Consider the following 25,280-nt stretch of genomic DNA (forward strand, 5'->3'; position numbering starts at 1 on the left):
ACCTTCTCAAGCTTGATACTTCAGTGAAGGCTGGTATCAAGAACAAACGTAAAACCTGTGGCTGGGATGAAGACTATATGATGAAAGTGCTTGGGCTGATTGATTCTTGATCATGTTTTTGCCCTGGGGTTGACGACCTGCCGGGTTTTATGGAGAATGCGCTGCATCAAGGCGAGACGCCCTGATCTTTATGACGGACCTCGTCGGTCCCCCCGCAATAATGAGCTGCGAACCCCGCCAGGCCCGGAAGGGAGCAACGGTAGTAGTGAAATTATGTGCCGGGGTGTGGCTGGCGGGGGACGTCTCCCTATTTCCGGGTTCTCCGGGCCTCATCCCCTGTCATTCGTGCATTCTCAAGTCTTCTTGGTTAGCATAGTGTTACTCTTTTCTGACTTCAGGTGTTGACGCTTTTCAATGAGCTACCAGGTTCTTGCACGTAAATGGCGGCCTCGCTCTTTTAAAGAGCTGGTAGGGCAAACCCATATTCTTCAGGCGCTGGTCAATGCGCTGGATCAGGATCGCCTTCATCATGCCTATCTGTTTACCGGGACCCGTGGTGTCGGTAAAACCACCATTGCCCGTATTTTTGCCAAATGCCTGAATTGTGAGGCAGGTGTCAGCTCAACCCCCTGCGGTGAGTGTTCTGCCTGCCGGGAAATTGATGATGGCCGGTTTGTTGATCTGATTGAGGTGGATGCGGCATCCCGGACCAAGGTGGAAGATACCCGTGAGCTGCTGGATAATGTTCAGTATGCCCCTACCCGTGGTCGCTACAAGGTTTACCTCATCGATGAGGTGCATATGTTGTCGGCCCACAGCTTCAATGCTTTGCTGAAGACGCTTGAAGAGCCGCCTCCCCATGTGAAATTTCTCCTGGCGACCACAGATCCCCAGAAACTGCCTATTACGATTTTGTCCCGCTGTCTTCAGTTCAGCCTGAAAAATATGTCCCCTGAGCGCATTGTGGGTCATCTGGAGCATGTGCTTGAACAGGAACAGTTGCCTTTTGAGGTGGCTGCTCTCTGGCAGCTGTCGCGCTCTGCGGATGGCAGTATGCGGGATGCCCTGAGCCTGACGGATCAGGCCATAGCCTTTGGTAACGGGCGGGTCACGGAGTCAGAAGTGGGTGCCATGCTGGGTACCATTGACCAGGGGCAGGTCATGAAAATCGTCAGAGCGTTGGCGTCGGGTAACGCGGCAGATGTTCTGGGGTCTGTGGCGGGGCTGGCGGATTATTCACCGGACTATATGGCGGTGCTAGATGATCTGCTGGCAGTACTGCACAGGGTGGCGATTGGTCAGGCCGTGCCCGATGCAGTTGACAATAGCCAGGGGGATCGGGATCAGGTGATTGAGTTGGCCGCTGCTATGACCGCAGAGGATGTTCAGCTCTATTACCAGACTGGATTGATTGGCAAAAAAGACTTGCCATTGTCGCCAGAGCCTCGCAGTGGTTTTGAGATGGCGCTGTTGCGAATGCTGGCGTTTCGTCCGGATGCAGCGCCGGTTTCGGCTCATGTGTTGCAGGGCGGCGGATCGGTTGCGGGTGGTTCTACTGTTCAAGACGATGGGGAGAGTGTTCAGGAGCCGGAACCTGAGCCCGGGGTTTTACCTCCGCCTGTTGTAGCTTCTGTTGTAGAGAGTGAACCGGTTTCCTCTGATGGCGTCCATCAAGTGGGAGGTTTAGCGGACGAGACCGCCGGGGCTGCTGAAGATGCTGGATCAATACTGCCTGTTGAGCCTTCTCCTGAGTCTTTGCCTGCGTCCCGTGAACCTGAAGAGGGGGGGCGGTCTGAAAGAGCGGTTGATGCTTTTGAGCCTCCGTTGATAGGCGAACCGGAAGTGGGCAGTCCTCCTGATCATTCTGTAGAGCCGTTGCCTCCCCATGTTGAGGCTATCCCTCTTGAGGCTTATGAGCAGGTGCTGTCCAATGAAACGCCTGCAGGTGAAGCCGGGTTTCAGGATGAGGGTGGCAGAGTCCCTCCGTCAGAAACGGTTTTTGAGGGTGGGGTGCCTGCGGCTCTATCGCAACCGGTGAGTGCTCCGGTTGTGGTGGAAGCGTCTCCTGTCAGGGCTGTGTCCAGTCTGCCTGACAAGTCTGACCGCATTGCCCTTGGCGTGCTGGATCCGGTTACCTGGATTACAGTTTATCGGGGTTTGCCCCTGGGAGGGGTGACCGGAACCATAGGGTCTCATTGTGAGTTTCTCGGGTGTGATGATGGTCAGGTCAAGCTGCGCCTTGATGAGCGCAGGAGCACGTTATACAACGAAACCCACCGCCAGAGAATTGAAAAGGCCTTGAGCGATTATTTTGAACACCCGCTCGGGGTGAGTGTTGAAACCGGGTCGATTGTTTCGGAGACCCCTGCTGCCTGGCGTGAGCGCAAGATTGCGGAGCGCCTGCAGGAGGCCAGGGGCAGTATTTTTTCGGATGCTCGGGTAAAAGGGCTGGTTGAGGTTTTCTCGGCGTCGGTGCTTGAGGACAGTATCCAGCCTGTGGGTAATATCATAAAGTAAGCATGGCTGAATGGGGCTGCCCTGAGTGTTCGCTGATGTTTTTACTGAGGCTTTCAGGGCCGGTGCCATTGGTTTTGGATAGAGCAGAGGTTGTTATGTTTAAAGGTGGAATGGGCAATCTGATGAAGCAGGCCCAGAAAATGCAGGAAGACATGCAGAAGGTTCAGGAAGAGCTGGCCAATGCTGAAGTGTCTGGAGAGTCGGGAGCGGGTCTGGTCAAAGTAGTGATGACCGGTCGCCACGATGTCAGGAAAGTGGAAATTGATCCCAGCCTTCTGGAAGAAGATAAAGAGATGCTGGAAGATCTGCTGGCTGCTGCGGTGAATGATGCCGTGCGCAAAGTAGAAAAGAATAACAAGGAAAGAATGGGTGAGTTGACGTCCGGCCTCGGGCTGCCCGCCGGTATGAAGCTTCCTTTCTGATCCTTTTCCCGTTGGCGCGCTCTTGTTCCTGTAGCTGGATTTTACTTCGGGGAAGGAGCGTGCTGTCACTGTCACTACTTTCACAATTGTCAGATGGAATCCGGTTATGTTCAGCCCTTTGATCAGGGAATTGATGGAATCGCTTCGGTGTCTCCCGGGTGTTGGCCCCCGCTCTGCCCAGCGAATGGCTCTGCATCTGTTGGAGAGGGATCGTGAAGGGGCACTGCGGCTGGCTCAGGCGCTGACCAGGTCTGCTGAAGGGGTGGGGCGCTGCAAGCACTGTAGAACGCTGACAGAGGAGACTGTGTGCCGGATCTGTGCCAATCCTTCCAGGGATGTTAGAACCCTTTGTGTGGTGGAAACCCCCTCTGATGTGATGGCCTTTGAGCAGGCGGGCGGGTTCTCCGGTCGTTATTTTGTGCTGATGGGGCATTTATCGCCTATCGATGGCATTGGGCCTGATGATATCGGTATCGGGCAGATGCTTGAGACGGTCAGGGAAAATCAGGTTGAGGAGGTGGTGCTTGCCACTAACCCGACGGTAGAGGGAGAGGCAACGGCTCACTATATTGCTGAGGAGTTGAAGTCGCTGGGCGTGGCGGCCACCCGTATCGCTCATGGTGTCCCTCTGGGTGGGGAGTTGGAGTTTGTGGATGGGGGGACCCTGGCTCATGCCATGGCAGGGCGTAAAAAAGTGGAGGTATAAAGTTGAGATGTAAAAAAAAGCCGCTTAAAAAGCGGCTTTTTTATTGGTCGGAGCGAGAGGATTCGAACCTCCGACCCCCACAACCCCATTGTGGTGCGCTACCAGGCTGCGCTACGCTCCGAAACTGGTAATGATCATGAAATGAAAACATGGATCACAGTGTTGGGTGATGACTTTTCTGTGCTGAACAGTAAGTAAATTCGCCCATAAAAAACAGCACGTTCGTGCTGTTTGTATACTGGTCGGAGCGAGAGGATTTGAACCTCCGACCCCTACAACCCCATTGTAGTGCGCTACCAGGCTGCGCTACGCTCCGACGCTGCCCTGAAGTGATGTGTGTTTCGCTTCAGGGCGAGGCGTATGTTACCTAAAGGAGCCTGATTTGCAACCCCTCAATGAAAAGCCATGGACGTTTATTGCTCTTGGGTAATGAGTTTCTGATCATGATCATGGACTCCATAACCTGACTAAAGCTCTTCCGGAGTTCTTTTAGGGAGGGTTGCAGTATCACGGTGTCCTCCCACAGGTGGAGTATCCTCCAGGTCATACATATGTTGAAGCTGCAGGGTGACGTTCGTATTTCGGGTGTCTACTGAAGGGAGAGCTTCGGCACGACTGATTACAACATGACCAAGGAGATCGTCTTGCAACCCTTTGAGAATATATCCAATCAGAGGAACGAGAACTTTTGCGTAAAGTCCCTCTCTATCACCCAGAGTACTTTTGGCTATTTCGTTGATGCCTGCTTCTATGTCTTCTGTACTGAAACCAGTACCTGAGTATTTTTCAGTGGCTTTATGGATGATTTTCAAAAATACCAGGGGTTGGTCCCAGTCGTCCTCAATGAACGTCACATTGAGATACTGGCAGTCGTTACTCCAGCGAACCAGTTGTGACAGTCCATTGATGTTTGCTCCTGTGTCAGTGGCCCATGGAATAGAGCCTTCTACTGAATAAAGTGGTTTCTTATCCTTGTCCAGACACTGCCCTGAGAATTTAACTTCAGGGCTGAAAAACTCTTTTTTGTCTTTCATATCAAACCGGGTGATATAGGTTTCAAGGGGAAGAGCATCAGGAGTGGGCCGGGTAGCTGTCAGCCCTGCGGTATATTCCATAACTGCCAATGGGCTGTGAATCAGGCGAACAGTGGTCACTGTTTCCATTTCAGCGGAGGTTGCTGTTTGAAACTTGCAGCTATGTTCATCACAGACCTGCCCTGTGGTGAACAGTATCTGCTTACTGGGTTTACCCTCCAGAGTTGTGGTGGTGAAAGCAAATCTGGGGCTGCCTGTGTCTCCATGGTCATTTAGCCTCAGCATCATGACAGGGGTGTCGGGTGTGTATTTCTCAGTATGGAAGCAGCTTGCAGTATGGATCAGGCTCTTGATTTCAGCATCCAGTTTATCCAGTGCTTTATCCAACTGTTTTTTCTGCTCTTCACTGTCCATGGAAGGTGGTTTTTTTCGAATAGTGGGTACAAGGTCTTTCAACCAGATGGCTTTTTTGATGCCGTGTTCTCCCTGGGTCTGACTTTCCCTCAAGGCTTCTACAATCTTCTGATCGTACTGGTCGAGCCTGAGATGGCTGAGAAAGCGTTCCATATCTGTCCTCAGCCTTTTCTGCTGATCAGGAAAAGGCTTTGTGGTGATAAAGTCGCAGTCACCTGCCTGGGAAAAAACCGGTAGTGAAGAAAAAAGCAGAGCAGGTAGGGTTAATGTCCACTTACGCATGGGAACGCTCACTGAATCATGGGGGGATAAGAAGGGATAGGTCAAGACTGAGCAGTCTGGTTCTGAGCATAGACCAGGGCACTGGAAAATAAAGCCAGCAAGATGAGCTCTGGGAATGAGGGGGGGGGGGAGGAGTGGGAGAGTATCGGTTTTTGCTTTCCGGCGCAGGGTGATTGTTATTCCCTGCCACCCTGATTAGGATACCCTTCACAACTCTCTCAAGGGCTGCCACGGTATATGGACAGAAATGCCATCGCCAATGGGGGCAGTCAGTTACAATGACCCTTTTTCCGGAGGTTACATGAAGCGCATGACAAAGTGGCTGCTGAGCAGCGTTTTTCTGGTTATGGTGGCCGGAGTGCAGGCTGCTCCTGTTCAGTCAGAGGCGAAACAAGGCCCTGCCAGGGTCACCCTGGAAACCACTCAGGGCAATATTGTTATAGAACTGGAGGCTGAGAAGGCGCCGGTGACGGTGAAAAACTTTCTGGATTATGTCAACCGGGGGTTTTATGACGGCCTGGTGTTTCACCGGGTGATCAAAAATTTCATGATCCAGGGCGGTGGGTTTTCCCCGGATATGAACCAGAAGAAAACGGACGCCCCCATTAAAAATGAATCCATGATGATCAGTAGTCTGAAGAATGAGCGCGGTACCATTGCCATGGCAAGAACCCAGGTGCCGGACAGCGCCACCTCGCAGTTTTTTATCAACCTGGTGGACAACTATTTCCTGGATGGCGATCGCCATAAACCCGGCTATGCGGTGTTTGGGCACGTGGTTGAAGGCATGAGTGTTGTGGATGGGATTGCCCGGGGGAAGACTGGCCGACGCTCGGGGCATGGGGATGTTCCTGTGGACCCTGTTGTCATCAAGAAAGCCTATGTAGTTGGGAAGGTGGTTGACAAGACGGCGGTGGATAAAACGCTCCAGAAAACAGCTCCCCAGAAAAAAGCTTCGTAAAAGGGATGATCAGTGAAAATCATCCGTTGCGGGAGGTGGTCAGTAGCCTCAGGCAGGACGCCCTTTCTACAGGCCATCGTCGACTGCTGGTGTGCTCTGGTCAGGCGTCCTGGTGTCGTGATCAGGCGTTAACGTTATTGACGGATATCGGTGAAGCTCCGGCCGTGTACATTGGCGAAGGTTTTGAGCCGGATCAGCTCCCGGAGGTGGCGGTTCTCCGGGCCAGAAATACCCGTGAGTGGCTGGGGAGGGAAATAAAGACCCTGGTGTTTGATGGCCATTCCGGCTTCGATGTGGATGCATTTGGCGCCATCAGCGGCTCTCTCTGTGCCGGAGGCATTCTGCTTCTGCTGACACCGGAACTTTCCCTCTGGCCAGACTTTGCGGATCCGGAACACCGGCGTATGATGGTTTACCCCCAGGCACCGGAGCAGGTGACTGGGCGCTATCTCAAGCGTCTTGCCACGCTTGTTCAGAACTCCGATCGACTGTCTCTGTTGACGGAGTCTGGAGCTAACAGGCTGCAGGCTCCTGCTTTATCCAGGAATGAAAGCCTTCAGCCTGAAGCTGGCCCCTGTCGTACAGCCTGCCAGTCCACCGCGGTCACGGCGATTCATAAAGTGGTTCGCGGCCATAGAAAACGGCCACTGGTGCTCACCGCTGACCGGGGGAGGGGCAAAAGCGCTGCCCTGGGGATTGCGGCGGCCCAACTCCTGTTGGAAGGCCTCGGTCATATCACGGTGACCGCTCCATCAAGAAAAACCGCAGACGTTATCTTTGCCCATGCCCGGGAGAGCCTGGGGAATCAGGCTGAGGCACTGCTCGGGTGTATTCATTTTCTGGCGCCGGATGAGCTGATGGCATCAGCCACTACTACCGATCTGCTGATGGTGGATGAGGCAGCGGCGATTCCCGCCCCCTTGCTGGAGACAATGCTCAAACGCCACAGTCGGATTGTTTTTGCCACAACTGTCCATGGGTATGAGGGGACCGGTCGGGGATTTGCCATCCGTTTCCGGAAAACACTGGATGCCAGAACCCCCCAATGGCGGGAGCTGCGGATGGAGGAGCCGATTCGCTGGCGTTCGGGAGACCCGGTTGAAGCGTTTGTCTTTCAGGCGCTGCTGCTTAATGCTGCGCCCTGTGATGGCCGGGAATTAGCGGGTATTACCCCGGAACAATGTCATTTCCGGCCATTGTCCCGAATAGAGTTGTTATCCCATGAGGCTCTGTTGAATGAGCTGTTTGGCTTGCTGGTGCTGGCTCATTATCAGACCCGTCCTTTTGATCTCAGGCATTTGCTGGATGGGGGCAATATTGAGGTATATGGCCTGTTTTTCCGCAACCGTCTGGTGGGCACAGTTCTGGCTGCCAGGGAAGGCGATATTGAGGAAGGCCTGAGGGAGGGCATTCTGCTGGGGCAGCGCAGGGTGAAAGGTCATTTATTACCCCAATCCCTGAGTCACCATCTGGGGATTCGCGATTCGGTGGCTCTGCAGGGGCTCCGCATTATCCGGATAGCTGTCCACCCCCGGTGCCAGGGAATGGGACTGGGCAAAAAACTGATGGCTTCTATCCGGGATCAGTGCCTGTCCGGAGGGATGGATTATCTGGGAACCCTGTTTGGCGCTACTGAGGAGCTTCTGGCGTTCTGGCATCAGGTGGGGATGGTTCCTGTCAGGGTAGGGGTAACCCGTGAAGCGGCCAGTGGGGTTCATTCCGTTATGATGCTTCAGGGTCTGTCGGCTCAGGGAGTAGCACTGACAGAGGAGGCGGTGGTTCGTTTTCAGGGGCAGTTTCACTGGCTGTTAATGGACTGTCTTCGGGAGGTGGATGCCAGACTGGTGTCTGCTTTGGTCCGGTATTCCGGTTGCGCACCGGACTATCAACTGTCTGTCCAGGGTCGTACGGAGTTGCTTTCATTTACCCAGGGTTTGCGGCCTTATGAAGGCTGTATTGGTCCGATAAAATCCATTGTTTTCAATGGAGTGTCTGAAGGACTTATTAAGGAAGATGAGTTGCCGCTGCTGGTGAGCCGGGTGTTGCAGAACCGTGACTGGCAGCAGGTAGCCCGCAGCTGTGCTCTGGCAGGTCAGAAGCAGGCCAGAACCCGGTTGCGGGAGATTATTGCCAGGCTGGTGAAGGAAGTCTGGGTTGGTAATAACAGCGGTGATGATGGTCAAAACCGGGTTTGATAGAAAGCTTTTATGGACCCCATTGACAGAATCAGCTGCAAGGATTTATTCGGAGGCGTTATAGTACGCCTATTCAAATATGGAATCTCAGGAGTGATTGAGAATGGAACGTTTTACCGTTTTTGGCCGTCCCGGTTGTGGTTTTTGCATTCGTGCCAAAGAGGTGCTGGAAGCGAAAGAACTGCCTTTTCGCTATGTGGACATTTATGAGGAAGGGATCAGCAAGGCGGATCTGGAAAAAACCGTGGGCAAGCCGGTAGAAACGGTGCCCCAGGTTTTTCATGGCCAGCAGTACATTGGCGGGTTTACTGAGCTGGACGCTTATCTTAAAGAGATGGATGCTCAGGCGTAACGGTAGATCCGTGAGTGCGGGTTGTCGCTGATTTTAACCAGCCGGGCATCGCTGCGCTGAAGTCGCTCCTGACGGGCCGCTGGGTCAAAAGGCCGGATTCGATTGAACTCCGGCAGCGGCTGACCCGGTTCCAGCTGAATAAACAGCGGCAGGGGCGAGTTGATCTGGGCGGGATAGGCCTTTTTCAAATCCGGGTCCTTTGTCCGAAGGGCCTGAATCTCTTTTGACCAGGTGATGTTGGCACGAAGGTGAGGGGCCAGGGTTCGCTTGATGACCACCACTTCATCCCCCGGCATCTGCTCCAGCATACGGATATCTTCAGTAATGGCCACTGAGGCAAGATACTTTTTCCGAAAGTGATCCACCGCTTCTTCTGCGCTCAGTCGAACCGTGCCGCTGTGGCTGGCTGCCCAGCTGAAACCGACCCTTCTGGGCGCTGTTGGGAACAGCTTTAACTGGCGGTAGCATTGAACAAAGTGCAGGTGTTTCACTTTCAGCCCCCCCAGCACGCCGTCACGAATGTCTTCCGAAGCCTGCTCAATGGCTTCAATACTGTCCCCAAACAGTTTGCGGAAGTCAGCCATGGCCGCTTTAAAGGCGTTCCGGCTCTGGTTGAGTTTCCTGGCCGTGTCCATTGTATCCGCGGATATGCCTACCAGTCCGGTCAGCCTGGCCGTTTCCTGTTTGTTTTGTGCTTCAAGATAGGTGAGCCGGGTACTGGTTTGGGCTGCCAGGGCTCTGGGGGGCTGGTCGTGGGGAGCTTCATCCATGATCCAGGCTGGAAGTTGGCTGTCCTGTTCAATGGCCTCCCGAAACCGGGTGTTCAGCTCTACCAGTCGGATCAGGCTGTCCCTTACCGCAATTCTGGCGGCGGTCTCCTTGCTCATGGTGTTCTCCTCATGGTGCAGCCCTCAGGGTGAAAGCCGGTCGATCTGCCACTGGCCTGACCCATCCAGGGTATAAAGGAAACGGTCATGAAGGCGGCTGGGGCGACCCTGCCAGAATTCGACTTTTTCAGGCACCACACGGTAACCCCCCCAGAAGTCCGGCAGGGGAATTTTGCCCGCCTTGAACTTTCTTTTCATTTCATCCAGTTTCATTTCAAGGAGTTTGCGGCCGGAAATCACCGAGCTCTGGTGAGAGACCCAGGCCCCCAGCTGGCTGCCCTGGGGGCGACTGCTGAAATAGCGGAGGGATTCGGCGCTGGAGACCTTTTCTGCCCGGCCGCGAACAATGACCTGGCGCTCCAGGGTAATCCAGGGGAACATCAGGGCAACGGCCGGGTTTTCTGTGATATCCCGGGCTTTGTGACTGCTGTAGTTGGTGAAAAAAACAAACCCTTTGTCGTCAAAATACTTGAGTAACACCGTTCTCAGTGAAGGCGCTCCGGAAGTGCTGGCGGTGGCGAGACTCATGGCATTGGGTTCTGGAAGCCCTGCTTCCTGGGCTTGCTTGAACCAGAGTTCAAACTGTCGGAAAGGATCCGGTTCGAGGGTTTCCCGGTCCAGTCCGGCCCGGGTGTATTCTTCACGTAAATGACTGATATCCATGGTGGCCACATATTGATAAAACCGGGTTATTGTAACCCCCGGATGGGATCAGGTGACAGGGGGGATCGCCTGTAGATCAACTTTAAGGCATTCACGGATCAGGTTCTGTTTGCAGAACCCGAATCCTGTCAGATAACTGATACTGTCCTCGAGACCCAGCAGGGTTCGGCTGATGGTTTTTACTGACTGCCCCTGTTGATGGAGGTTCTGGGCCTTCTCACAGAGGATCCTGAGATTATTCAGCTTATCCGCCAGTGCCTGTCGACCATTTTCCACCACTCCCCGGTGGGGACAGAATATCGTGTCAAAATCCAGGGAGAGCACTTTTCTGATGCTGTTAATCAGTACACTCAGGTTTTCATCGTCCCTCATGTAACGAATGCTTCTGGAAATATACAGATCCGCTGAGAACAGCCAGCCTTTGTCCGGGGCAAAATAACAGACCATGTCCTCGGCGTGCCCGGGAGCCGGGATGGCCTGCAGTTCACTGCCGTCTGCCAGCTCGATACGGCCGGGAAGGGAGGCCAGGGTGGCTGGAGGGCTGTTACCCCAGATGTATTTCTGAATCAGGGGAATCGGAAAACCCCGGGCCATAATGGTTCCTGTGCCCTCAGAAGCCATTGGAGTGAGGCCTGTGAGTTGTTTCAGGCGGGCGGCATTACCGCTGTGGTCTTCATGATGGTGGGTGAGGAGTATCTGGCGAAGGGGTTTTTCCTGGAAAAAGGGAAGCAGGTACCGCCACTGGTTTGCAGGAGCCGTATCAATCAGGGTGTCGTTGATGCGGTAAACGATAAAGGAGGTATTAACGCTGTTTTTCCGGCCGCACCGGACCCCTTCAACGCCGGAGTGTTCTATGCGTTGCAATAGAGCCATGAATCATCCAGTGTTATGGTTATTATCAAACAACTCAGGTGAAAATTCCGGCAATGATAACTGAGTCCTGGATGATTAACACCCTTGTTGGAGCAGTATAAGAACAGGGAGCGGTTCGATAATGCTGGGGCGGGCGATATCAATGAACAGCCATAAGCGGAAAGCCCAGGCATTTTATCATCAATAAATCACATAACGGAGCAGGCCGAAAAAGGAGTTTCCCACATGCTGAAAATGAAAAGCTGTTGTGAGCAATGCAATGTTCCCCTGGATCATCAGGGCGTTGCCTTTATCTGCTCGTTTGAATGTACCTTCTGCCAGAGCTGTACGGAAGCAATGGGGGCCGTCTGCCCTAATTGTGACGGAGAGCTGGTCTGCCGTCCCCGTCGGAAGAGAAATCCGGTTGAGGTGGCCACTGCCCGCCTGAAGAAAAAGTTATTTAAGTAACCTGATTAGAAAAATTGAGCTATATAAATAAGCGGTTATTACTGTATGGAGTCATATGTTTAATTTGACCTGTTATTTATATTGCCGGGGCGATAGGTTTTCTGTTTCACCTCTGCGGTTTCGGCTTGGCCTGTGCCTTTTCATGGTGGTGATGTTGCAGAGTGGATCTTTGTTTGCCGCAAGCCCATCTCAGGCTGTGGCTGGTGACAAACGTTCTCCTGTCACCATGGAAGAAGCGAGCGTTCGCCTGGAATCACTGCTGGAGCCCTTTGATTTCAATAATGCAAGGCAGTTCAGGGTCTCGTTGAATCGAGAAACCCTCACCAAGGGGGCGGATTCCGGTGAGGTTCGAGTGGCCAGTAAAGGAGGGTACTTATTAGGTAACCCTTACCGGTTTGGTGGAGCTATCGCCTTCGACCTCTCTGAGTCGGTTACCCGGGTTGTTTATGACCGCAAGGAAAAAGAGGAAAGGGTTTCCTGGCGTCAGCAGCGTTATCTGACGGCGCGGATAACCCTGAGGCCGGGGCTGAGAGAAGATCATCAGTGGTCCTTTGATATGGTCATGCTGTCCCATAGTATTCCTCAGGTTATTGGCCAGCCCTATCTGAAGGGAATGGTTACCTGGTTGCCCGATGGTGTTCTGCTGACCGGGGTCGGTTCTGACAGTGCTTACGCTCCCGACGGCAAGCTGATCCCTTCGGCCCTATATGGCAAAATTCAGTTAACCCGACAGGGGGAACAACTGACCATTGAAGATCAGTGGGCAAATTACCACCCAGGTGTGTCACCTGATGGAGTGATCCTGCCGGTTCCGGATTTTGATCGTCCGATCGGCGCCCCGGCTCAATGGCTGTCCGGTAAAGGGACTCTTGTTGAATAGAGCTGGCAGTGGACATTCAGCTGGCTATGAAGCTCAGTAGCTGTTGCTCAAACTGTTCATCGTATTGAGCAGTGATCAGTAAGGGGGAAGGGCTGCCATTGACAGTGGATGAGATGGGATTCCCCTCGGAAAAACAAAGGCATTTTTTTTCCATGGCCAGTGCGGTGGCCAGCTCAAATCCGGCTCCTGTGGAAGGAAATGTCAGGTCCCAAAGGCAGAAGGCCGCTTCTTTCAGGCTGTCAACGCCCCAGTAAAAACTGGCTATCTCATCTTTGAGGGGCGTGTTTCCGATGAGTCGCCTGAGTGTCATTTCGTCAACTTGCTCTGAAGTGACCAGCTTTGTGTACTTTTCAGGAATACCTTGAACAGAGCCGGGTGAATCCCGGTACAGACGGCTGTCCATAACCACTGTGGGATCACACTGATAACCCTGTTGACTGAGGAAAAGGCTTAGGTGCTTTGCACGGCGGATAATGTCATTGGCTTCCGGGAGACTCCGGCTGGTGACGCTGGCACCATAAAATACGTTTTTACCGGTCATTGCTGCTTACCTGACAATGGGTGAACAAAAAGAGCTATCCCTGGATGAAATCGGCTTTTAATAAACTCAAACGGATGAAGTGAATCGTTTCAATCATCATAGCTGTGTTTAAAATAGTTACGTTTAAAAGCTAGCCGTTGAAAAGATAATCTCCGACATTATTCACGGCAAAAACAAATTGCTTCTCCTTTTTTTCATGCAGATAAATGGTTTTATCGTTATGGGCATTGGTTAACCCTGTATTGGGGTTATGGTTGTTGATTGTGATCTGCTGGTATACAGCTGTATAAATATGATGGATTTTGTTTGCATTTCCCTGCCTGATCCTGTTAATTTCGACCTCAGGACTTCGAGGGCTGTTTTGATGGACAGGCTTTCCTGAAATCGTTCCTGAAGGTGTCAGCTGACTGAAAAAGGTCATCGAGCCATACCCACATCACTGGAGAAACACAAGATGTCTCAGAATAAACTCTTTGTCGGCAACCTGGCGTTTGCAGCAACTGAGGACGAACTGTCCGAGCTGTTTGGCCAGCACGGTGAGCTGAAAGAGGTTAAAATCATTCTGGATCGTGAAACAGGTCGTTCAAGAGGCTTTGCTTTTGTCACTTATGAGGATGCCTCTGCCGCAGAAGAAGCGCTTGCGCTGGATGGTACCGCTGTGAAAGGTCGTGACCTGAGGGTGAGTGTAGCCACTGAACGTCCCCGCAATAATCGTACTCAACAGCGGGCAAACCGTTTTTGACATCTTGAATGCCGAAAAAAAAGCCAGCTTTATTGCTGGCTTTTTTGTGTTTTGTTTTTGAGTTTTATTGAGCAGGGTGTTGTTTGCTCAATAGGAGGGGTATGAATTTCAGTTATAGAGCTGGTTTATACCGCTCTCAGCTTCTCAGAGGCTTTACTGATCCCAGTAGCTGTCTTCCAGGCTCATTTCCCGCTCAGGCAGAGCCCTCGAAAGCCGGGGTGAGCTCTGTGCCAGTACTTCAAAGCTGACCCGGTTGGCGTATTTGCAGACCTGGGCAAAGGAGGAGTAGGTCAGCCAGGCTTTCTGGTGCTTGCTGGAGGTGGGAAGGATCTGGCGATGGTAATGGTTGGCGGCCAGGTCATGAATCAGAGCGGCCAGGGCGCCATCACCGGCTCCGTTGGTGTTTCTGATCTGGTCCGGGCCACCCAGGTAGGGGCTGATATGGGAGAACACCTTAAGGGGTTCTTCGCATTCCTGACGACGGAGTGGTCGACTGAACTCAAACCGGTTGAAGTCGCTGATGGCCGCTGAGCGAATCGGGTTTTCGGTTTCCCGTGCCAGGGCCTGCTCAGTGAAGCCGCTCAGGTACAATCCCTCTGCGCCTGCGGTGAGCAGCACCATGTCCGTCATTTCCAGAATTTTGTCGGAGGCGGCCAGTGGGTCGGTCTCGCCGGTTAAGGCCTCTGCCTCTTCTTCGTTCATGGCGGTGATGGTGACAAATTCCCGGATAAACTGAGTCAGGGGTTCCCGGATGGCATTGACCAGGCCATGGGTGCCAAGGGTCAGCACCACTGGCACATCGTGTTTTTTAGCATGTTCGGCAGTGCTTACCATGGCCTGATAGATGGGCAGGGATGGGTCAGCCAGGGTGTACGCACAGAGAACCAGGGCGGAAGAGCGGGCAATGACCTGTTCATCAATATAGTCGGCACTGAGTTCGTTCATCAGGCCGGGGCTGATGCCAAAGGTGCGTTCGCCATCTTCGGTGATCAGGGCGAAACACCGGCCAATGGGGCCGTTGACCGGCTGCAGGTAAGTCAGGTCAACCTTGCTGCTGGTATTGCACAGGTAGCGATAAGCGTAATCGCCTACCTGGATATCCTCACTCATCACACCAAACTGTACCGAGCGGTCGTCCGCCAGCACCGAATAGTTGTGCAGGGTATTGCCGATGGTGCCTCCGGCAAACTGGTCCTCAATCAGCTGTTGATCTTTCAACAGGGCATACAGGCGGTTTGCCTGGTCATTCTCCAGCCATTGAGACGCTCCCCGGGTGAGCCCGAAGTCCCGTAACAGAGCGTCATCAACCCTGGCGGTAATGTCCACCAGGTTCTGGTCGATACCGCACACGGTGGTGTTGATGTGACCGAACACCGAGCTTTCAAGGTCGAAGCGGTTGTTGGTATTGACGGGGAAGTAATGCTTGATCTTGCGTCGACCGGGAAATTTCATGGGCGATGAAGGGGTGAGGTGATTTGGAGGCTGCGGATTATTCATGAAAAGCCATGGAAATACCAGTGAGTAGAGATACGGGGGCATTTGTGAAAAGAGTTCGTCAAGTGCGCTGTCTCTGGCATACTGGAAGGGCAATCCGGTTTATAGTCTGATTCTGTTGAATATCTGTTCAATAGGCATAGGTATGTTAAAAAAACTGATGTTAATGGTGGCTGGAGTTCTGACCATGGTGTCAATAACAGGTTGTTCTATGACGACAGGGAGGGAAGCCAGGGTGGCCCCGGCCAATGTGATCAAGAGTCCTGCTGATGATCGTGACTACCGCTACCTGCGCCTGGATAATGGTCTTCAGCTGCTGCTGATTTCCGACTCCGATACGGATAAGGCGGCCGTGGCGGTGGATGTTAATGTGGGCAGCTATCAGGACCCGGATGACCGGCTCGGTCTGGCACATTTCCTGGAACATATGCTGTTTATGGGGACGGAAAAATACCCGGATGTGGACAGTTACTCCCGGTTTATCCGTGCCAATGGGGGCAGCAGCAACGCCTATACCACGGATGTACGCACCAACTATTACTTTGATATCAACAGTGCCCAGTTACAGCCCGCAATGGATCGGCTGGCACAGTTCTTTATCGCGCCCAAACTTGATCCCAACTACGTTGAGCGTGAAAAAAATGCCGTGGATTCTGAATACCGGCTTCACGCCCGGGAAGATGGATGGCGTTTGTTTACCGCTTTGAATGCCACGGCTAACCCGGGGCACCCGAAAAGCCGGTTTACCATTGGCAGCCTGGATACCCTCCATGACAATGATGGCCAGCTGTGGTCTTCCCTGAGAAAGTTCTATGACCGCTACTATGTAGCCTCCAATATGGGGGTTGTGGTGTATGGTGGTGAGCCCCTGGATACTCTGGAACAGTGGGCTCGAGCGTCTTTTTCTGCGGTTCCTGCAGGGCCAAAGCCTGACCTGACCATTGGTAAAAAGCCGTACACCGGGGAAGGACTCGGTGTTCGTATTAATGTGGTACCCCTGAAGGATACCCGGGTACTGTCCCTGAATTTTCCCCTGCCCAGTACCCAGCCCTATTACCAGAAAAAGCCTCTGGGGTATCTGGCCAGAATTGTGGGTTACGAAGGGAAGGGCAGCCTGCACAGCCTTCTTAAAGAGAAAGGCCTGATTGATTCGCTGGCGGCCTACAGCAGTGACCTGCCCAATGAGTTCAGCGAATTTACGGTGCGTATGGAGCTGACCCGTAAAGGGCTTGATCAGGTGGATGAAATCACCGCAATGGTGTTTGATTATCTGGACCTGATTCGAAGGGAAGGGCTGCAGCAACGCCTCTTTGATGAGAGCAAGCAGATTGCCGAGCTTGGCTTCCGTTACCAGGAGGACCGTAACCCACAGCAGACCGTATCCGCCCTGGCGGCGAGGATGCATTACCTCCCGGCAGAACACATTCTGGATGCCAATTACCTTTATGAGTCCTTTGATGCCAGGCTGATTGGGGGCTTCCTGAGCCAGATGACGCCGGCCAATCTGCGCCAGGTGGTGATTGCCCAGGGTCTGCCTGCAGACCAGGTGGAACCCTATTTTGAGACGCATTACAGTATTCATAAACTGCCTGGAAATCTGATTAAGCGGCTGAATCGCCCTGTGGCCCATAAAGCCCTGACGATCCCGGCGCCTAATCCGTTTATCGCCAGTGACCTTCAGCTCCGGGAGGCCGGTGTAGCGAAAGAGCCGGAAGTGATTGTTGATGAAAAGGGGCTCCGTGTCTGGAGTATGACCGATACCAGTTTTGAGATGCCCCGGGGCAACGTGCGGGTGATGGTATCCACTTCCAAGGCTTCCGCAACGCCAGACGACAATGTTCTGATTCAGCTGTATCGTGCCCTTTTGTCCCGGAGCCTCAATGAGTATGGCTATCCCGCCCGCGAGACAGGGCTGAATTACAGCCTGTCCGCCGGCCGCCGGGGATTGATGATCAGCCTGTCTGGCTATCAGGATAAACAGTCGATTCTGCTTGAAGATATCCTTAAGGAAATCAATCAATTCAAACCGGAACCTGAAGCATTTGAGCAGGAAAAGGCGCTGCTGGTCCGGGGTCTGAAGAACAAGCAGTTCCATGTTCCCTATCGGCTTGCCATGGACGCTCTGGGTCAGGTGACCTATCCCTCCTATCCGGAAGACAAGGTGATGCTGAAGGCTGCTGAGAAGGTGACTTTTGAGGACCTGATGCAGTACAGCCAGCGTTTCTGGCAGCGTACCCATGTGGAGATGCTGGTGTTTGGTAATCACAGTCTGAAAGAGGCCCGGTCACTTTCTTCCCTGGTGGAGAAAGCGCTGTTGAATGACAAAAACCGGGCTGAACGTTTTGATGTGCCTTTCCACTTGCTGGGTGACCAGAATCGTGTGCTGAACCTGGATATCAAGCACGGTGATTCCGCTTTTATCAGCTATTATCAGCGCCCGGAAACCGATAACAGGGAGCGTGCCCGGTATGCACTGCTGGGACGACTGCTGGCCAATCCTTTCTACAACAGTCTTCGTACGGAGCAGCAGTTGGGTTATGTGGTGTTTGCCGGTCCCCGTCCCTTTGAAAAGCATCCGGGGGTGATTTTTGTGGTGCAGTCACCGGTAATGGATCCGGCTGGCATAGAGCAGCGGGTGGACGAGTTTCTGCAAAAGCAGGTGAAAAGGATGGCAGCCCTCACTGAGGAAGAACTGGAGCAATACCGCCAGGGGCTGATTGGCGACCTGCTGAAAAAGGACGATAACCTGGATGAGCGCAATGCACGCTTCTGGCAGGGCATTGCCAGTGGAGAAACGGATTTTGACAACCGCTACCGGATTGCCGATGAGCTTCGTAAGCTGAAGGCCGTGGATATGCAGCAGGCGCTGGCAAACCTGATGAAAAACCGGGGTAAGCTGGTGATTCGTTCCGTAGGGGAGTCTCATAAACTGGGAAGTTATCAGGATAACTCCCGCAAGCAATGCAATAACCTGGCGTGTTTCAGTGACCTGCCATTAAGCCAATAGGCTGTTTTTCTGCTGGCTGGAGATTGCTCCGGCCAGTGCTTTTCTCCGTTTCTCCTCTTTTTATTCGTCGATTTCTTACCGGCAAAACACCCCCATTTAGAGGGTTTATACCGGTTTTTTCATTGATAAACTTCAGTCAGTTCAATATTCTTTTTTAAAAAAATGCCTGTCAAAAGCAGGCAGCATCTTATGTCAGCAACCCGCTGGCAAACCAATGGAGGGGTGCTATATGACCGATGGTGTGCTTTTTTCTGAGCTGGAGACCGATGGCAACCAGAAAATCGGCGTCATTACTCTGAATGCTGAAAAATCACTGAATGCCTTGAATCAGACCATGATTGACCTGCTTTATGACCAGCTGAACCGCTGGCGGGACGATGGGGATATTGTGGCGCTGTTTATGGAGGGCGGTGGCGAGAAAGCCTTCTGTGCTGGAGGGGATGTTCGCTCCCTGAGGCAGGCAGTGGTGGATGGGGACCTGGATGTTCCCAGGCAGTTTTTTGAGAAAGAGTACCGCCTGGACTATATGATCCATACCTATCCGAAACCGGTGATCTGCTGGGGCAACGGGATTGTTATGGGGGGAGGTATCGGTCTGATGGCGGGAGCCGGGTTCAGGGTGGTGACGGACACCTCCATGCTGGCCATGCCGGAAATCAGTATTGGCCTTTATCCGGATGTTGCCGGGAGTTGGGTGCTGGGGCATTTGCCGGCGGGGATCGGGCTGTTTATGGCTTTAACGGGCTGTCGGCTGAATGCGGCGGATGCCATTTACCTTGGCCTGGCAAATCGGTTTATTGACCATGCTTTCCGCGACAATGTACTCGAATCACTGCAGCAGGCCGACTGGAGCAGCAAGTCTTGTGAGGCGGTGGTGTATGAGGTGCTGCAGAGCTATTGTGAGCGCAGTGAAGGCTGGCTGCCCTACTCGAAGATACGGGAACATCGTGATCTTATTGCCCGATTGATGGATCAGCCCTCTCTGGAGGCCGTTATGGCCGCCCTGTCAGAGCTTGAGACAGAGGACGAATGGTTACAGTCGTCTTGCAAGACGGCACTGAAAGGATCGCCAACTTCCGCTGCCATCGGTTATCGCCAATTGCGTGCAGCCAGGCATATGTCCTTAAAGGAAGCGTTTCAGAGCGAGCTGGATCTGTCCGTGAATGCGGTTCATCACGGAGATTTCTGTGAGGGGGTTCGATCTCTGCTGGTGGATAAGGACAGGAACCCTCAGTGGCGCTACTCATCGGTTGCCGATGTGGATGTCGGACTGCTGGAGCGTTTGTTCCGTTCTCCCTGGCCTGAGAATGCCCATCCTTTGAAAGATCTTTAAGATCCCCCTGGGGAATAAAAAGCCGCCAGCGGCCGCCCGTCACTGGCGGCTGATGGTTTCCAGAATAGAGGCAGCGACCGCTTTTTCACAGCCAAAATCATCCCATCCCACGGTGATCAGCGGTGTGTCCAATGAACGGCACACCTGGGGCAAAATGGCTTCATGATAATTGTGCAGATCCCGCAGATAACTGATGGGTGTGCCATCTTCTGCTGACCTCGCTCTCTGAACCAGACGGCTGTGGGCCACCTCGGGCTCGGTCTTCAGATACACAACAGCGCTGATGACCGGATAGTCCCTGAGCCGACGCTGGATTTCGCAGTAATGGAGCATGTACCGCTCATCGGGGGTTTCCATGGAAAGAAAATTGGCCTGGGTGAAAATCAGGTCAGAGTAGAGAGAGCGTTCGATCAGGTAGTTGCGATCGGTTGGCAGCTCGGCAACAATGCTGGCCCTGCGGTTGGTAATGTATTCCTGGAAAAGAATGCGCTTACCGGCATCGTGGGGGTGATCGGTAAAATCTTTCAGCAGTCGGGTAAATTCCGGGTCGTGCACCGGTTCCTGGATGGCATCCCACCCCAGTTCAGCGGCCAGTTTGGGCAGGAGGGTGGATTTTCCTGCGGCAATATTGGCTTCAATGGCAACAAAATGGTTGGACTGCTTCATTCATAACCCCGGTGAATCCTGTCGGTGTTCATAAGACGAGAGTCTTATGAAACAGGCGCGAACTTTATGGGTTTGGAGCGCTGGTATCAATAAGTAATAGGCGGGGCTCGCTTCAGCAGTCCGTTATAGAATGTGTTCAAAAGCAGTTGGTGGGGCGGGGCAGGCCAGCGATACGGGCCGCCACTTTTGCCGGGCTTTCCGGAAACAGCTTCATCAGATAGAGACTGTTACCTTTCTCCTTGCCCAGGGTGTTGGCGATGTGTTTCACAAAGGGTCTCTGGCTGGGCGATAGCTGATATTCCTGGTAAAAGCCTCTCAAGGCTTCAATGACTTCCCAGTGTGCTTGCGTCAGTGTGACGCCTTCATCGGCTGCCAGTATTTCGGCGGCTTCTCGACTCCATTGATCCAGGTTGACCAGGTAGCCATCCTTGTCCAGCTCAAGGGTGGGGGCATCCTGGCCCGTTGGATTGTTCTCTGATTCCACTTTAACGCTCAGTCTGACTTACAAAACCGCTATTTTATAGCAGATCTTTTTTAATAAACAGAAATGCAAGCCAGGTAGGTGAACCAGATCCTTTATAAACCCATTAATGGGGAACCAGGATTTTCCCACCCTGGTTTTTTTTTCTGATGGTCCAGCGGCAGTTTTTGGAGAACTGGCTGCTCAGATAGTCGGCCTGTTCCGGGAGAATTCTCTGGCTATTGACCAGAGCAAGGTACTCCGCCGCATTGGGGCGATAGGGCAGGGCGATCAATGAGAGGCCGATCTCTTCCAGCAGATAGTCCCCTTTGTACTGGTTGCAGCGCTTGCAGGCTGCCACCACATTCATCCAGTCGTCCCGGCCTCCCCTGGATTTTGGAATAATATGGTCACGGGTTAACAGCTTTTTACTGAAATAGTTGCCGCAGTAAAGGCACTGGAGGTTGTCCCTTTCAAACAGAGAGTTGTTGGTCAGGGCGGGGTTGTTTCGAGAGGGAAAAAGTCGCTTGCCACCACAGGCGACAATGCTGGGCAGCTCAATAATGGTTTGATGGCCGTCCAGCCATCGATTATAGCCGCCATGGATCCGGTAAATGATGTCGCCCAGGCTCCAGCGAACCAGCTCTCTGGAGTAGAGGCAGACTGTTTGTTGCCAGGTTAGCCATTCCACCGGCTGGCCAGCAGCATTCAACCGCAAAATATACACAACGCAGGCTCCCGTTTATCAGTCCGTGATATGGGTTTGTTTCAGGTTAACATGAACTATTCCGGGGTGTAAGAGGCTGTTGGCAGCCTGTCGGACTTACGACAATTTCGGCCTAAAATCCAGAAAGAACGGCCTAATCTTTTGATGAATTCGATTAAATAGGCCCGCTAATCGCACGAATCCATCAAAAGATTTGACTCGTTCTACTGAATTTTATGCTCGAAAGCATAAGCCCGACAGGCTGCCAGGGTAGCGGAAGGATTATGATCCATGGTTGTTTATATGGAAGTCAGACCAGATCGCCTCAATCATTTCAGCCATGCGGGACGGGTCAAAAGGCTTCTGGATGATGGCAGCTTTGCACTGCTGGTTTTTTACAGCATAACCTCCTGGCACTGCTTCCGTGGTCATGACAATAAAGGGGATTGCCTGGTATTGAGGGTGCTGAGCCCGGAGGCTGTTAATATGAGCGTTATCTGCGAGGGTATCTTCTGTATCCGGAATGACCAGTTGCGGTTGTGGGTTTGACTGGTATTCGTTGGCTATATACCCCTCGTCATGGATTTCCAGCTGATATTGCCCAAGAAGGGTTAACGTCTGTTGCAGGGAGGTATCGCTCCCGGATGTTCTTTCGATTAGTAAAATACGTTGAAGTATCTGTGTTGTCACTGGTAGCCCTCAATGAAAGGAAGCCTGTTGTTCTCATTGTGAAACAGCTTGCTTCTGTGGATTGGGTGAATGACGATCATTTTTACTTCATTATGAACCTCTGTATCGGCGAAAGTTCCGATGCTTCCATAAGAGGGGGCTTGAACGTGTTGCAGGAGGAGAGATGAAAATGACCGTGTTTTATGATGGCGCCTGCCCTCTCTGTGTACGAACCCTTAAAAGGTGGCGGGGTAAATCGTACTCCTGTGAAGTAGAGTGGTTTGATATCACGGGTCAGGAAAGTGAATTGATACGTCGAGGCATTGACCCCGTTGACGCCCTGCTAAGGTTACATATTCAAACGGAAGATGGCCGGATTACCCGAAGTATGGGCAGCTACGGTCTGTTATTAAGGCATTTGGAAGGGTGGCGCTGGCTGGGGTGGCTGATCTGTCTGCCGGGAATCAAGCAGTTTCTGACGTTTATTTATGATGCTCTGACCCGTAAACGGCTGGCTCGTGAAGGTCGGTTGCCCGGCTGTAATCACAACAGGTGTGACCGCTGAAAACAGGTCGGTCAGCGGGGGAGAGGGGTGAGTGTATATCGATGAAAAACAACCATGATGCCATAGTTTTGAGAGATTGTTTTTTGAGCAGTATCAAAGATTTGGATGGGGGAAATCAGTATATTGTTAACTGTCACGAGGTCGGACGCTACCAGGCACAACAAGTGCAACGTTCCTACGATCCAATCGCGTCAGCAGGCAGTGACAATGCTCATAAGTTGCGGGAGCGCAGCAGAGTGATCCCTTAGCTTGGAAAGCTTCATACCTTTCAGTGAAATAGCCCCATTCTGTTTTTGGGGCTTTTTGTTTATGCAAAAGCGGCGGTGTTACCAGGACCCAAAGTTAAAGTTGGAGGGGATCTGGTGATTCTGGCTAAACTCTTCTTGCCGCAAGCGTGTTTGTTCGTTCTCTCTTTCTCTGTTTTGTTGGTGTATCTGAAGTAGAGTGCTGTAGTGTTGAATGTTGGTTTCAACTTGTTCCTGCTGCGCTTCTACTTGCTGTTGCTGCCTGTCAAGGTGTTGTATGTGTTGCAGAGTTTGCTGATAGCTGATGATTTCATGAATGTGTTCGATGGTCGTTGTTGTTTTTCCTGCGGTAGGGTGTGCTTCGGGCTGTTCTGAATCTTCATTTTCGTGTTCATAAGCACAGCAGAGTTCGTAGTCATCGAGTTCTATACAAAGAAGATCTACGCCAGATAATGAGCTTAAGATTTTCGAGTCATCATAGTCCTTGCTTTTCAATAGAGTTGGCTTTGTTTGGCTGTCTGGATTATTCCAGTCTGAAATAACCCAGTCGTCATTCGACGCGTGTACTTCCAGTTTCTGGTTTTCAAATGTAACAAGGTTTACCAGCTCTTTCGGTATGGGGTGTGAAGACTGCAGCAGGGCCGCATGGTTTTCGCCAAGCTGAAGCGCGCACTGCACGAATGAATTTGCCTGAGAGAAACTGCAGTTAAATGCACTGACTAACATCATTGTTGGGAAAAAACTTTTTTTCATAAGGTGTTGGCCGTGTAGTGTTCTTTACAATTTCCGATAGGTCGTACTCTGGTCGTTAAATTTAATGCTGGTTGCGCCAATCATTGTAGTTGAGTTTTTTGGGATGCTGGGCAGGGTTGTGTCCGATTGAAAGTATCTTATTTTATAGCGGTTTATTTCGATCTTCGGTGAGCAGGTATAAAGTGATCAGGAGCTGTATGTTTTTTGAGGGGGGAAGCTACAAACTGGTATGGGCTCTCTTTCTCGTCATTAGTGTGACGATGCATACAAGTAGCTGAATGGGGGTGGGTGTCTTGCGGGTTGAAGGTTTTGGTTCAGATGAAAATGGGAGAATAAGTGGCGGAGGGACAGGGATTCGAACCCTGGGTAGGCTATTAACCTACGCTGGTTTTCAAGACCAGTGCTTTCAACCGCTCAGCCATCCCTCCACAGGAAAATCTTCGACCAAAGTAGAACGGTGCGATGATGCTGATATGGCGGAGGGACAGGGATTCGAACCCTGGATGGGCTATTAACCCATGCCGGTTTTCAAGACCGGTGCATTCAACCGCTCTGCCATCCCTCCGCGACGCTGCAAATAGTACCTGAAATCAGGATTCTGTCAACGCCCTGATGGACGGGCGTATTTTGGAGGGGGGGACATCATCCATAGCCAGATCACCAGGCTGGGACAAACTGTCAACAAATGTTAAAACTATAGCCCCAGTAAAACGGTCTGATATACTCCACATATTACATTTATACAGAGGAACGACGAGATGGATCGCAAACCGGTTATGACTGCTACCTCTACCAGCATTGGCGCTGGTATTGAGATGAACAAGGTCCTGCGCAATACCTATATGCTGCTGGGCATGACATTGCTGTTCAGTGCCATGACCGCGGGTGCTGCCATGGCACTGCAAATCAGCCAGATGACGGCCCTGGTGCTCTCTCTGGTAGGCTTTGGTCTGTTGTTTGTGGTGAATAAGACCGCTGACTCCGGTAAAGGCATTATTGCTGTATTCGCGTTCACAGGTGTGCTTGGGGCTGCTCTGGGGCCGATGCTGAATTATTACATCGGCCTGGCCAATGGCCCGTCGCTGATTATGCAGGCGCTGGGAGGCACTGCGGTGGTGTTTTTCGCACTTTCCGGCTATGTGCTGACGACCCGCAAGGATTTCTCCTTTATGGGAGGCTTCCTGATGGTGGGCTTGATTGTGGCTCTGATCGCCAGTATTGCCCTGATCTTCTTTAATGCCCCCATGGCCAACCTGGCCCTGTCTGCCATGATTGTCCTGCTGATGTCCGGCTTCATTCTTTTCGATACCAGCCGTATCATCCATGGCGGTGAAACCAACTACATCCGGGCAACAGTGTCGCTGTACTTGGATATCTACAACCTGTTCACCGCGCTGCTCCATCTTCTGGGTGCCAGCGACGACTGATTATCCCGTCCATTCGTTCTCAATCCTTCTAACCCCGCC

24 protein-coding genes, 4 tRNA genes and 1 other RNA gene are annotated in these 25,280 nt (G+C 52.4%); 14 read left to right on the plus strand and 15 right to left on the minus strand.

The features are described 5' to 3' along the window. Positions 1-201: 201 nt before the first annotated feature. The 4 genes from ffs (at position 202) to recR (ending at position 3,645) form a co-directional block, all read left to right on the plus strand. Positions 202-298: signal recognition particle sRNA small type (gene ffs / locus ACNRUY_RS16285), an RNA gene on the plus strand. 116 nt (positions 299-414) lie between these two features. Beyond that, positions 415-2,517, plus strand: coding sequence for a DNA polymerase III subunit gamma/tau (dnaX, locus tag ACNRUY_RS16290; protein ID WP_488112708.1), 2,103 nt, complete (start codon positions 415-417; stop codon positions 2,515-2,517). A 95-nt stretch (positions 2,518-2,612) separates the two neighbouring features. After that, a complete protein-coding gene (locus ACNRUY_RS16295) occupies positions 2,613-2,939 on the plus strand; it encodes a YbaB/EbfC family nucleoid-associated protein (RefSeq protein ID WP_488112709.1) in 327 nt (108 codons plus the stop codon). Between the two features lie 106 nt (positions 2,940-3,045). Continuing rightward, positions 3,046-3,645 carry a recombination mediator RecR gene (recR, locus tag ACNRUY_RS16300; RefSeq protein ID WP_488112710.1) on the plus strand — a complete coding sequence of 200 codons (600 nt, stop codon included), beginning with the start codon at positions 3,046-3,048 and terminating at the stop codon, positions 3,643-3,645. 44 nt (positions 3,646-3,689) lie between these two features. On the opposite strand, the gene ACNRUY_RS16305 is transcribed toward recR, so the two are convergent. From ACNRUY_RS16305 to ACNRUY_RS16315, 3 genes are all read right to left on the minus strand, one after another. After that, a tRNA-Pro gene (locus ACNRUY_RS16305) sits at positions 3,690-3,766 on the minus strand. Between the two features lie 118 nt (positions 3,767-3,884). After that, positions 3,885-3,961, minus strand: a tRNA-Pro gene (locus ACNRUY_RS16310). 151 nt (positions 3,962-4,112) lie between these two features. Next, the gene (locus ACNRUY_RS16315; protein ID WP_488112711.1) at positions 4,113-5,375 is read right to left on the minus strand and encodes a hypothetical protein; all 1,263 of its coding nucleotides are present in this window, start codon (positions 5,373-5,375) and stop codon (positions 4,113-4,115) included. A gap of 301 nt (positions 5,376-5,676) precedes the next feature. On the opposite strand from ACNRUY_RS16315, the gene ACNRUY_RS16320 reads away from it, so the two are divergent. The 3 genes from ACNRUY_RS16320 to ACNRUY_RS16330 all read left to right on the plus strand — a co-directional run bounded on the left by ACNRUY_RS16320 (position 5,677) and on the right by ACNRUY_RS16330 (position 8,883). Then, positions 5,677-6,336, plus strand: coding sequence for a peptidylprolyl isomerase (locus ACNRUY_RS16320; protein ID WP_488112712.1), 660 nt, complete (start codon positions 5,677-5,679; stop codon positions 6,334-6,336). Between the two features lie 5 nt (positions 6,337-6,341). Then, positions 6,342-8,531 carry a tRNA(Met) cytidine acetyltransferase TmcA gene (locus ACNRUY_RS16325; protein WP_488112713.1) on the plus strand — a complete coding sequence of 730 codons (2,190 nt, stop codon included), beginning with the start codon at positions 6,342-6,344 and terminating at the stop codon, positions 8,529-8,531. Between the two features lie 103 nt (positions 8,532-8,634). Continuing rightward, a complete protein-coding gene (locus ACNRUY_RS16330) occupies positions 8,635-8,883 on the plus strand; it encodes a GrxA family glutaredoxin (protein WP_488112714.1) in 249 nt (82 codons plus the stop codon). On the opposite strand, the gene ACNRUY_RS16335 is transcribed toward ACNRUY_RS16330, so the two are convergent. Genes ACNRUY_RS16335 through ACNRUY_RS16345 form a run of 3 tightly spaced genes read right to left on the minus strand, consistent with a single transcriptional unit; the run spans position 8,874 to position 11,306 of the window. Further along, entirely contained in the window at positions 8,874-9,770 is an 897-nt protein-coding gene (locus ACNRUY_RS16335; RefSeq protein WP_488112715.1) for a hypothetical protein, read from the minus strand. The two genes, ACNRUY_RS16330 and ACNRUY_RS16335, sit on opposite strands and share 10 nt — an antisense overlap. 24 nt (positions 9,771-9,794) lie before the next feature. Then, positions 9,795-10,433 carry a pyridoxamine 5'-phosphate oxidase gene (pdxH, locus tag ACNRUY_RS16340; protein ID WP_488112716.1) on the minus strand — a complete coding sequence of 213 codons (639 nt, stop codon included), beginning with the start codon at positions 10,431-10,433 and terminating at the stop codon, positions 9,795-9,797. A 48-nt stretch (positions 10,434-10,481) separates the two neighbouring features. Further along, entirely contained in the window at positions 10,482-11,306 is an 825-nt protein-coding gene (locus ACNRUY_RS16345) for an MBL fold metallo-hydrolase (RefSeq protein ID WP_488112717.1), read from the minus strand. Positions 11,307-11,531: 225 nt separating this feature from the next. Here ACNRUY_RS16345 and ACNRUY_RS16350 point away from each other — a divergent pair, with 225 nt between their 5' ends. Together ACNRUY_RS16350 and ACNRUY_RS16355 are read left to right on the plus strand one after the other, a co-directional pair. Further along, entirely contained in the window at positions 11,532-11,753 is a 222-nt protein-coding gene (locus tag ACNRUY_RS16350; protein ID WP_488112718.1) for a DUF1272 domain-containing protein, read from the plus strand. Positions 11,754-11,904: 151 nt separating this feature from the next. Then, positions 11,905-12,633: a hypothetical protein gene (locus ACNRUY_RS16355; RefSeq protein WP_488112719.1), complete on the plus strand. Its 729-nt coding sequence runs from the start codon at positions 11,905-11,907 to the stop codon at positions 12,631-12,633. A 16-nt stretch (positions 12,634-12,649) separates the two neighbouring features. On the opposite strand, the gene ACNRUY_RS16360 is transcribed toward ACNRUY_RS16355, so the two are convergent. Next, positions 12,650-13,174, minus strand: a complete 525-nt coding sequence (locus tag ACNRUY_RS16360) for a hypothetical protein (RefSeq protein ID WP_488112720.1) — start codon at positions 13,172-13,174, stop codon at positions 12,650-12,652. A 454-nt stretch (positions 13,175-13,628) separates the two neighbouring features. On the opposite strand from ACNRUY_RS16360, the gene ACNRUY_RS16365 reads away from it, so the two are divergent. Beyond that, complete coding sequence (locus ACNRUY_RS16365) at positions 13,629-13,916, plus strand: RNA recognition motif domain-containing protein (RefSeq protein WP_488112721.1); 288 nt, start codon at positions 13,629-13,631, stop codon at positions 13,914-13,916. 153 nt (positions 13,917-14,069) lie between these two features. Here the strand turns inward: ACNRUY_RS16365 and ACNRUY_RS16370 are convergent, their stop codons facing one another. Next, positions 14,070-15,413, minus strand: a complete 1,344-nt coding sequence (locus ACNRUY_RS16370) for an inosine/guanosine kinase (protein ID WP_488112722.1) — start codon at positions 15,411-15,413, stop codon at positions 14,070-14,072. 208 nt (positions 15,414-15,621) lie between these two features. Between ACNRUY_RS16370 and ACNRUY_RS16375 the strand changes: the two genes are divergently transcribed. Then, the gene (locus tag ACNRUY_RS16375) at positions 15,622-18,417 is read left to right on the plus strand and encodes an insulinase family protein (RefSeq protein WP_488112723.1); all 2,796 of its coding nucleotides are present in this window, start codon (positions 15,622-15,624) and stop codon (positions 18,415-18,417) included. A gap of 229 nt (positions 18,418-18,646) precedes the next feature. Beyond that, positions 18,647-19,750, plus strand: a complete 1,104-nt coding sequence (locus ACNRUY_RS16380; protein WP_488112724.1) for an enoyl-CoA hydratase/isomerase family protein — start codon at positions 18,647-18,649, stop codon at positions 19,748-19,750. A 39-nt stretch (positions 19,751-19,789) separates the two neighbouring features. On the opposite strand, the gene ACNRUY_RS16385 is transcribed toward ACNRUY_RS16380, so the two are convergent. The 4 genes from ACNRUY_RS16385 to ACNRUY_RS16400 form a co-directional block, all read right to left on the minus strand. Beyond that, positions 19,790-20,416: a deoxynucleoside kinase gene (locus ACNRUY_RS16385; protein ID WP_488112725.1), complete on the minus strand. Its 627-nt coding sequence runs from the start codon at positions 20,414-20,416 to the stop codon at positions 19,790-19,792. 136 nt (positions 20,417-20,552) lie between these two features. Next, on the minus strand, positions 20,553-20,900 hold the full coding sequence (locus tag ACNRUY_RS16390) for a TusE/DsrC/DsvC family sulfur relay protein (RefSeq protein ID WP_488112726.1): 348 nt from the start codon (positions 20,898-20,900) through the stop codon (positions 20,553-20,555). A gap of 103 nt (positions 20,901-21,003) precedes the next feature. After that, positions 21,004-21,603, minus strand: coding sequence for an HNH endonuclease (locus tag ACNRUY_RS16395; protein ID WP_488112727.1), 600 nt, complete (start codon positions 21,601-21,603; stop codon positions 21,004-21,006). A 261-nt stretch (positions 21,604-21,864) separates the two neighbouring features. Beyond that, complete coding sequence (locus tag ACNRUY_RS16400) at positions 21,865-22,272, minus strand: response regulator (protein ID WP_488112728.1); 408 nt, start codon at positions 22,270-22,272, stop codon at positions 21,865-21,867. Between the two features lie 163 nt (positions 22,273-22,435). Between ACNRUY_RS16400 and ACNRUY_RS16405 the strand changes: the two genes are divergently transcribed. Further along, positions 22,436-22,816 carry a thiol-disulfide oxidoreductase DCC family protein gene (locus ACNRUY_RS16405; protein WP_488112729.1) on the plus strand — a complete coding sequence of 127 codons (381 nt, stop codon included), beginning with the start codon at positions 22,436-22,438 and terminating at the stop codon, positions 22,814-22,816. 326 nt (positions 22,817-23,142) lie between these two features. Here ACNRUY_RS16405 and ACNRUY_RS16410 read toward each other — a convergent pair whose 3' ends face one another. From ACNRUY_RS16410 to ACNRUY_RS16420, 3 genes are all read right to left on the minus strand, one after another. After that, on the minus strand, positions 23,143-23,814 hold the full coding sequence (locus ACNRUY_RS16410) for a hypothetical protein (RefSeq protein WP_488112730.1): 672 nt from the start codon (positions 23,812-23,814) through the stop codon (positions 23,143-23,145). 337 nt (positions 23,815-24,151) lie between these two features. After that, positions 24,152-24,242, minus strand: a tRNA-Ser gene (locus ACNRUY_RS16415). A 46-nt stretch (positions 24,243-24,288) separates the two neighbouring features. After that, positions 24,289-24,379, minus strand: a tRNA-Ser gene (locus ACNRUY_RS16420). 193 nt (positions 24,380-24,572) lie between these two features. Between ACNRUY_RS16420 and ACNRUY_RS16425 the strand changes: the two genes are divergently transcribed. Next, positions 24,573-25,241 carry a Bax inhibitor-1/YccA family protein gene (locus ACNRUY_RS16425; RefSeq protein WP_488112731.1) on the plus strand — a complete coding sequence of 223 codons (669 nt, stop codon included), beginning with the start codon at positions 24,573-24,575 and terminating at the stop codon, positions 25,239-25,241. Positions 25,242-25,280 lie beyond the last annotated feature (39 nt).

It is taken from the genome of Endozoicomonas sp. Z74 (genome assembly GCF_057680865.1).

Excerpts from the sequence above, each read along its gene's own strand:
- dnaX (WP_488112708.1), top strand. The coding sequence starts at position 415 with ATGAGCTACCAGGTTCTTGCACGTAAATGGCGGCCTCGCTCTTTTAAA.
- ACNRUY_RS16295 (WP_488112709.1), top strand. The coding sequence starts at position 2,613 with ATGTTTAAAGGTGGAATGGGCAATCTGATGAAGCAGGCCCAGAAAATG.
- recR (WP_488112710.1), top strand. The coding sequence starts at position 3,046 with ATGTTCAGCCCTTTGATCAGGGAATTGATGGAATCGCTTCGGTGTCTC.
- ACNRUY_RS16315 (WP_488112711.1), bottom strand. The coding sequence starts at position 5,375 with ATGCGTAAGTGGACATTAACCCTACCTGCTCTGCTTTTTTCTTCACTA.
- ACNRUY_RS16320 (WP_488112712.1), top strand. The coding sequence starts at position 5,677 with ATGAAGCGCATGACAAAGTGGCTGCTGAGCAGCGTTTTTCTGGTTATG.
- ACNRUY_RS16325 (WP_488112713.1), top strand. The coding sequence starts at position 6,342 with ATGATCAGTGAAAATCATCCGTTGCGGGAGGTGGTCAGTAGCCTCAGG.
- ACNRUY_RS16330 (WP_488112714.1), top strand. The coding sequence starts at position 8,635 with ATGGAACGTTTTACCGTTTTTGGCCGTCCCGGTTGTGGTTTTTGCATT.
- ACNRUY_RS16335 (WP_488112715.1), bottom strand. The coding sequence starts at position 9,770 with ATGAGCAAGGAGACCGCCGCCAGAATTGCGGTAAGGGACAGCCTGATC.
- pdxH (WP_488112716.1), bottom strand. The coding sequence starts at position 10,433 with ATGGATATCAGTCATTTACGTGAAGAATACACCCGGGCCGGACTGGAC.
- ACNRUY_RS16345 (WP_488112717.1), bottom strand. The coding sequence starts at position 11,306 with ATGGCTCTATTGCAACGCATAGAACACTCCGGCGTTGAAGGGGTCCGG.
- ACNRUY_RS16350 (WP_488112718.1), top strand. The coding sequence starts at position 11,532 with ATGCTGAAAATGAAAAGCTGTTGTGAGCAATGCAATGTTCCCCTGGAT.
- ACNRUY_RS16355 (WP_488112719.1), top strand. The coding sequence starts at position 11,905 with ATGTTGCAGAGTGGATCTTTGTTTGCCGCAAGCCCATCTCAGGCTGTG.
- ACNRUY_RS16360 (WP_488112720.1), bottom strand. The coding sequence starts at position 13,174 with ATGACCGGTAAAAACGTATTTTATGGTGCCAGCGTCACCAGCCGGAGT.
- ACNRUY_RS16365 (WP_488112721.1), top strand. The coding sequence starts at position 13,629 with ATGTCTCAGAATAAACTCTTTGTCGGCAACCTGGCGTTTGCAGCAACT.
- ACNRUY_RS16370 (WP_488112722.1), bottom strand. The coding sequence starts at position 15,413 with ATGAATAATCCGCAGCCTCCAAATCACCTCACCCCTTCATCGCCCATG.
- ACNRUY_RS16375 (WP_488112723.1), top strand. The coding sequence starts at position 15,622 with ATGACGACAGGGAGGGAAGCCAGGGTGGCCCCGGCCAATGTGATCAAG.
- ACNRUY_RS16380 (WP_488112724.1), top strand. The coding sequence starts at position 18,647 with ATGACCGATGGTGTGCTTTTTTCTGAGCTGGAGACCGATGGCAACCAG.
- ACNRUY_RS16385 (WP_488112725.1), bottom strand. The coding sequence starts at position 20,416 with ATGAAGCAGTCCAACCATTTTGTTGCCATTGAAGCCAATATTGCCGCA.
- ACNRUY_RS16405 (WP_488112729.1), top strand. The coding sequence starts at position 22,436 with ATGAAAATGACCGTGTTTTATGATGGCGCCTGCCCTCTCTGTGTACGA.
- ACNRUY_RS16410 (WP_488112730.1), bottom strand. The coding sequence starts at position 23,814 with ATGAAAAAAAGTTTTTTCCCAACAATGATGTTAGTCAGTGCATTTAAC.
- ACNRUY_RS16425 (WP_488112731.1), top strand. The coding sequence starts at position 24,573 with ATGGATCGCAAACCGGTTATGACTGCTACCTCTACCAGCATTGGCGCT.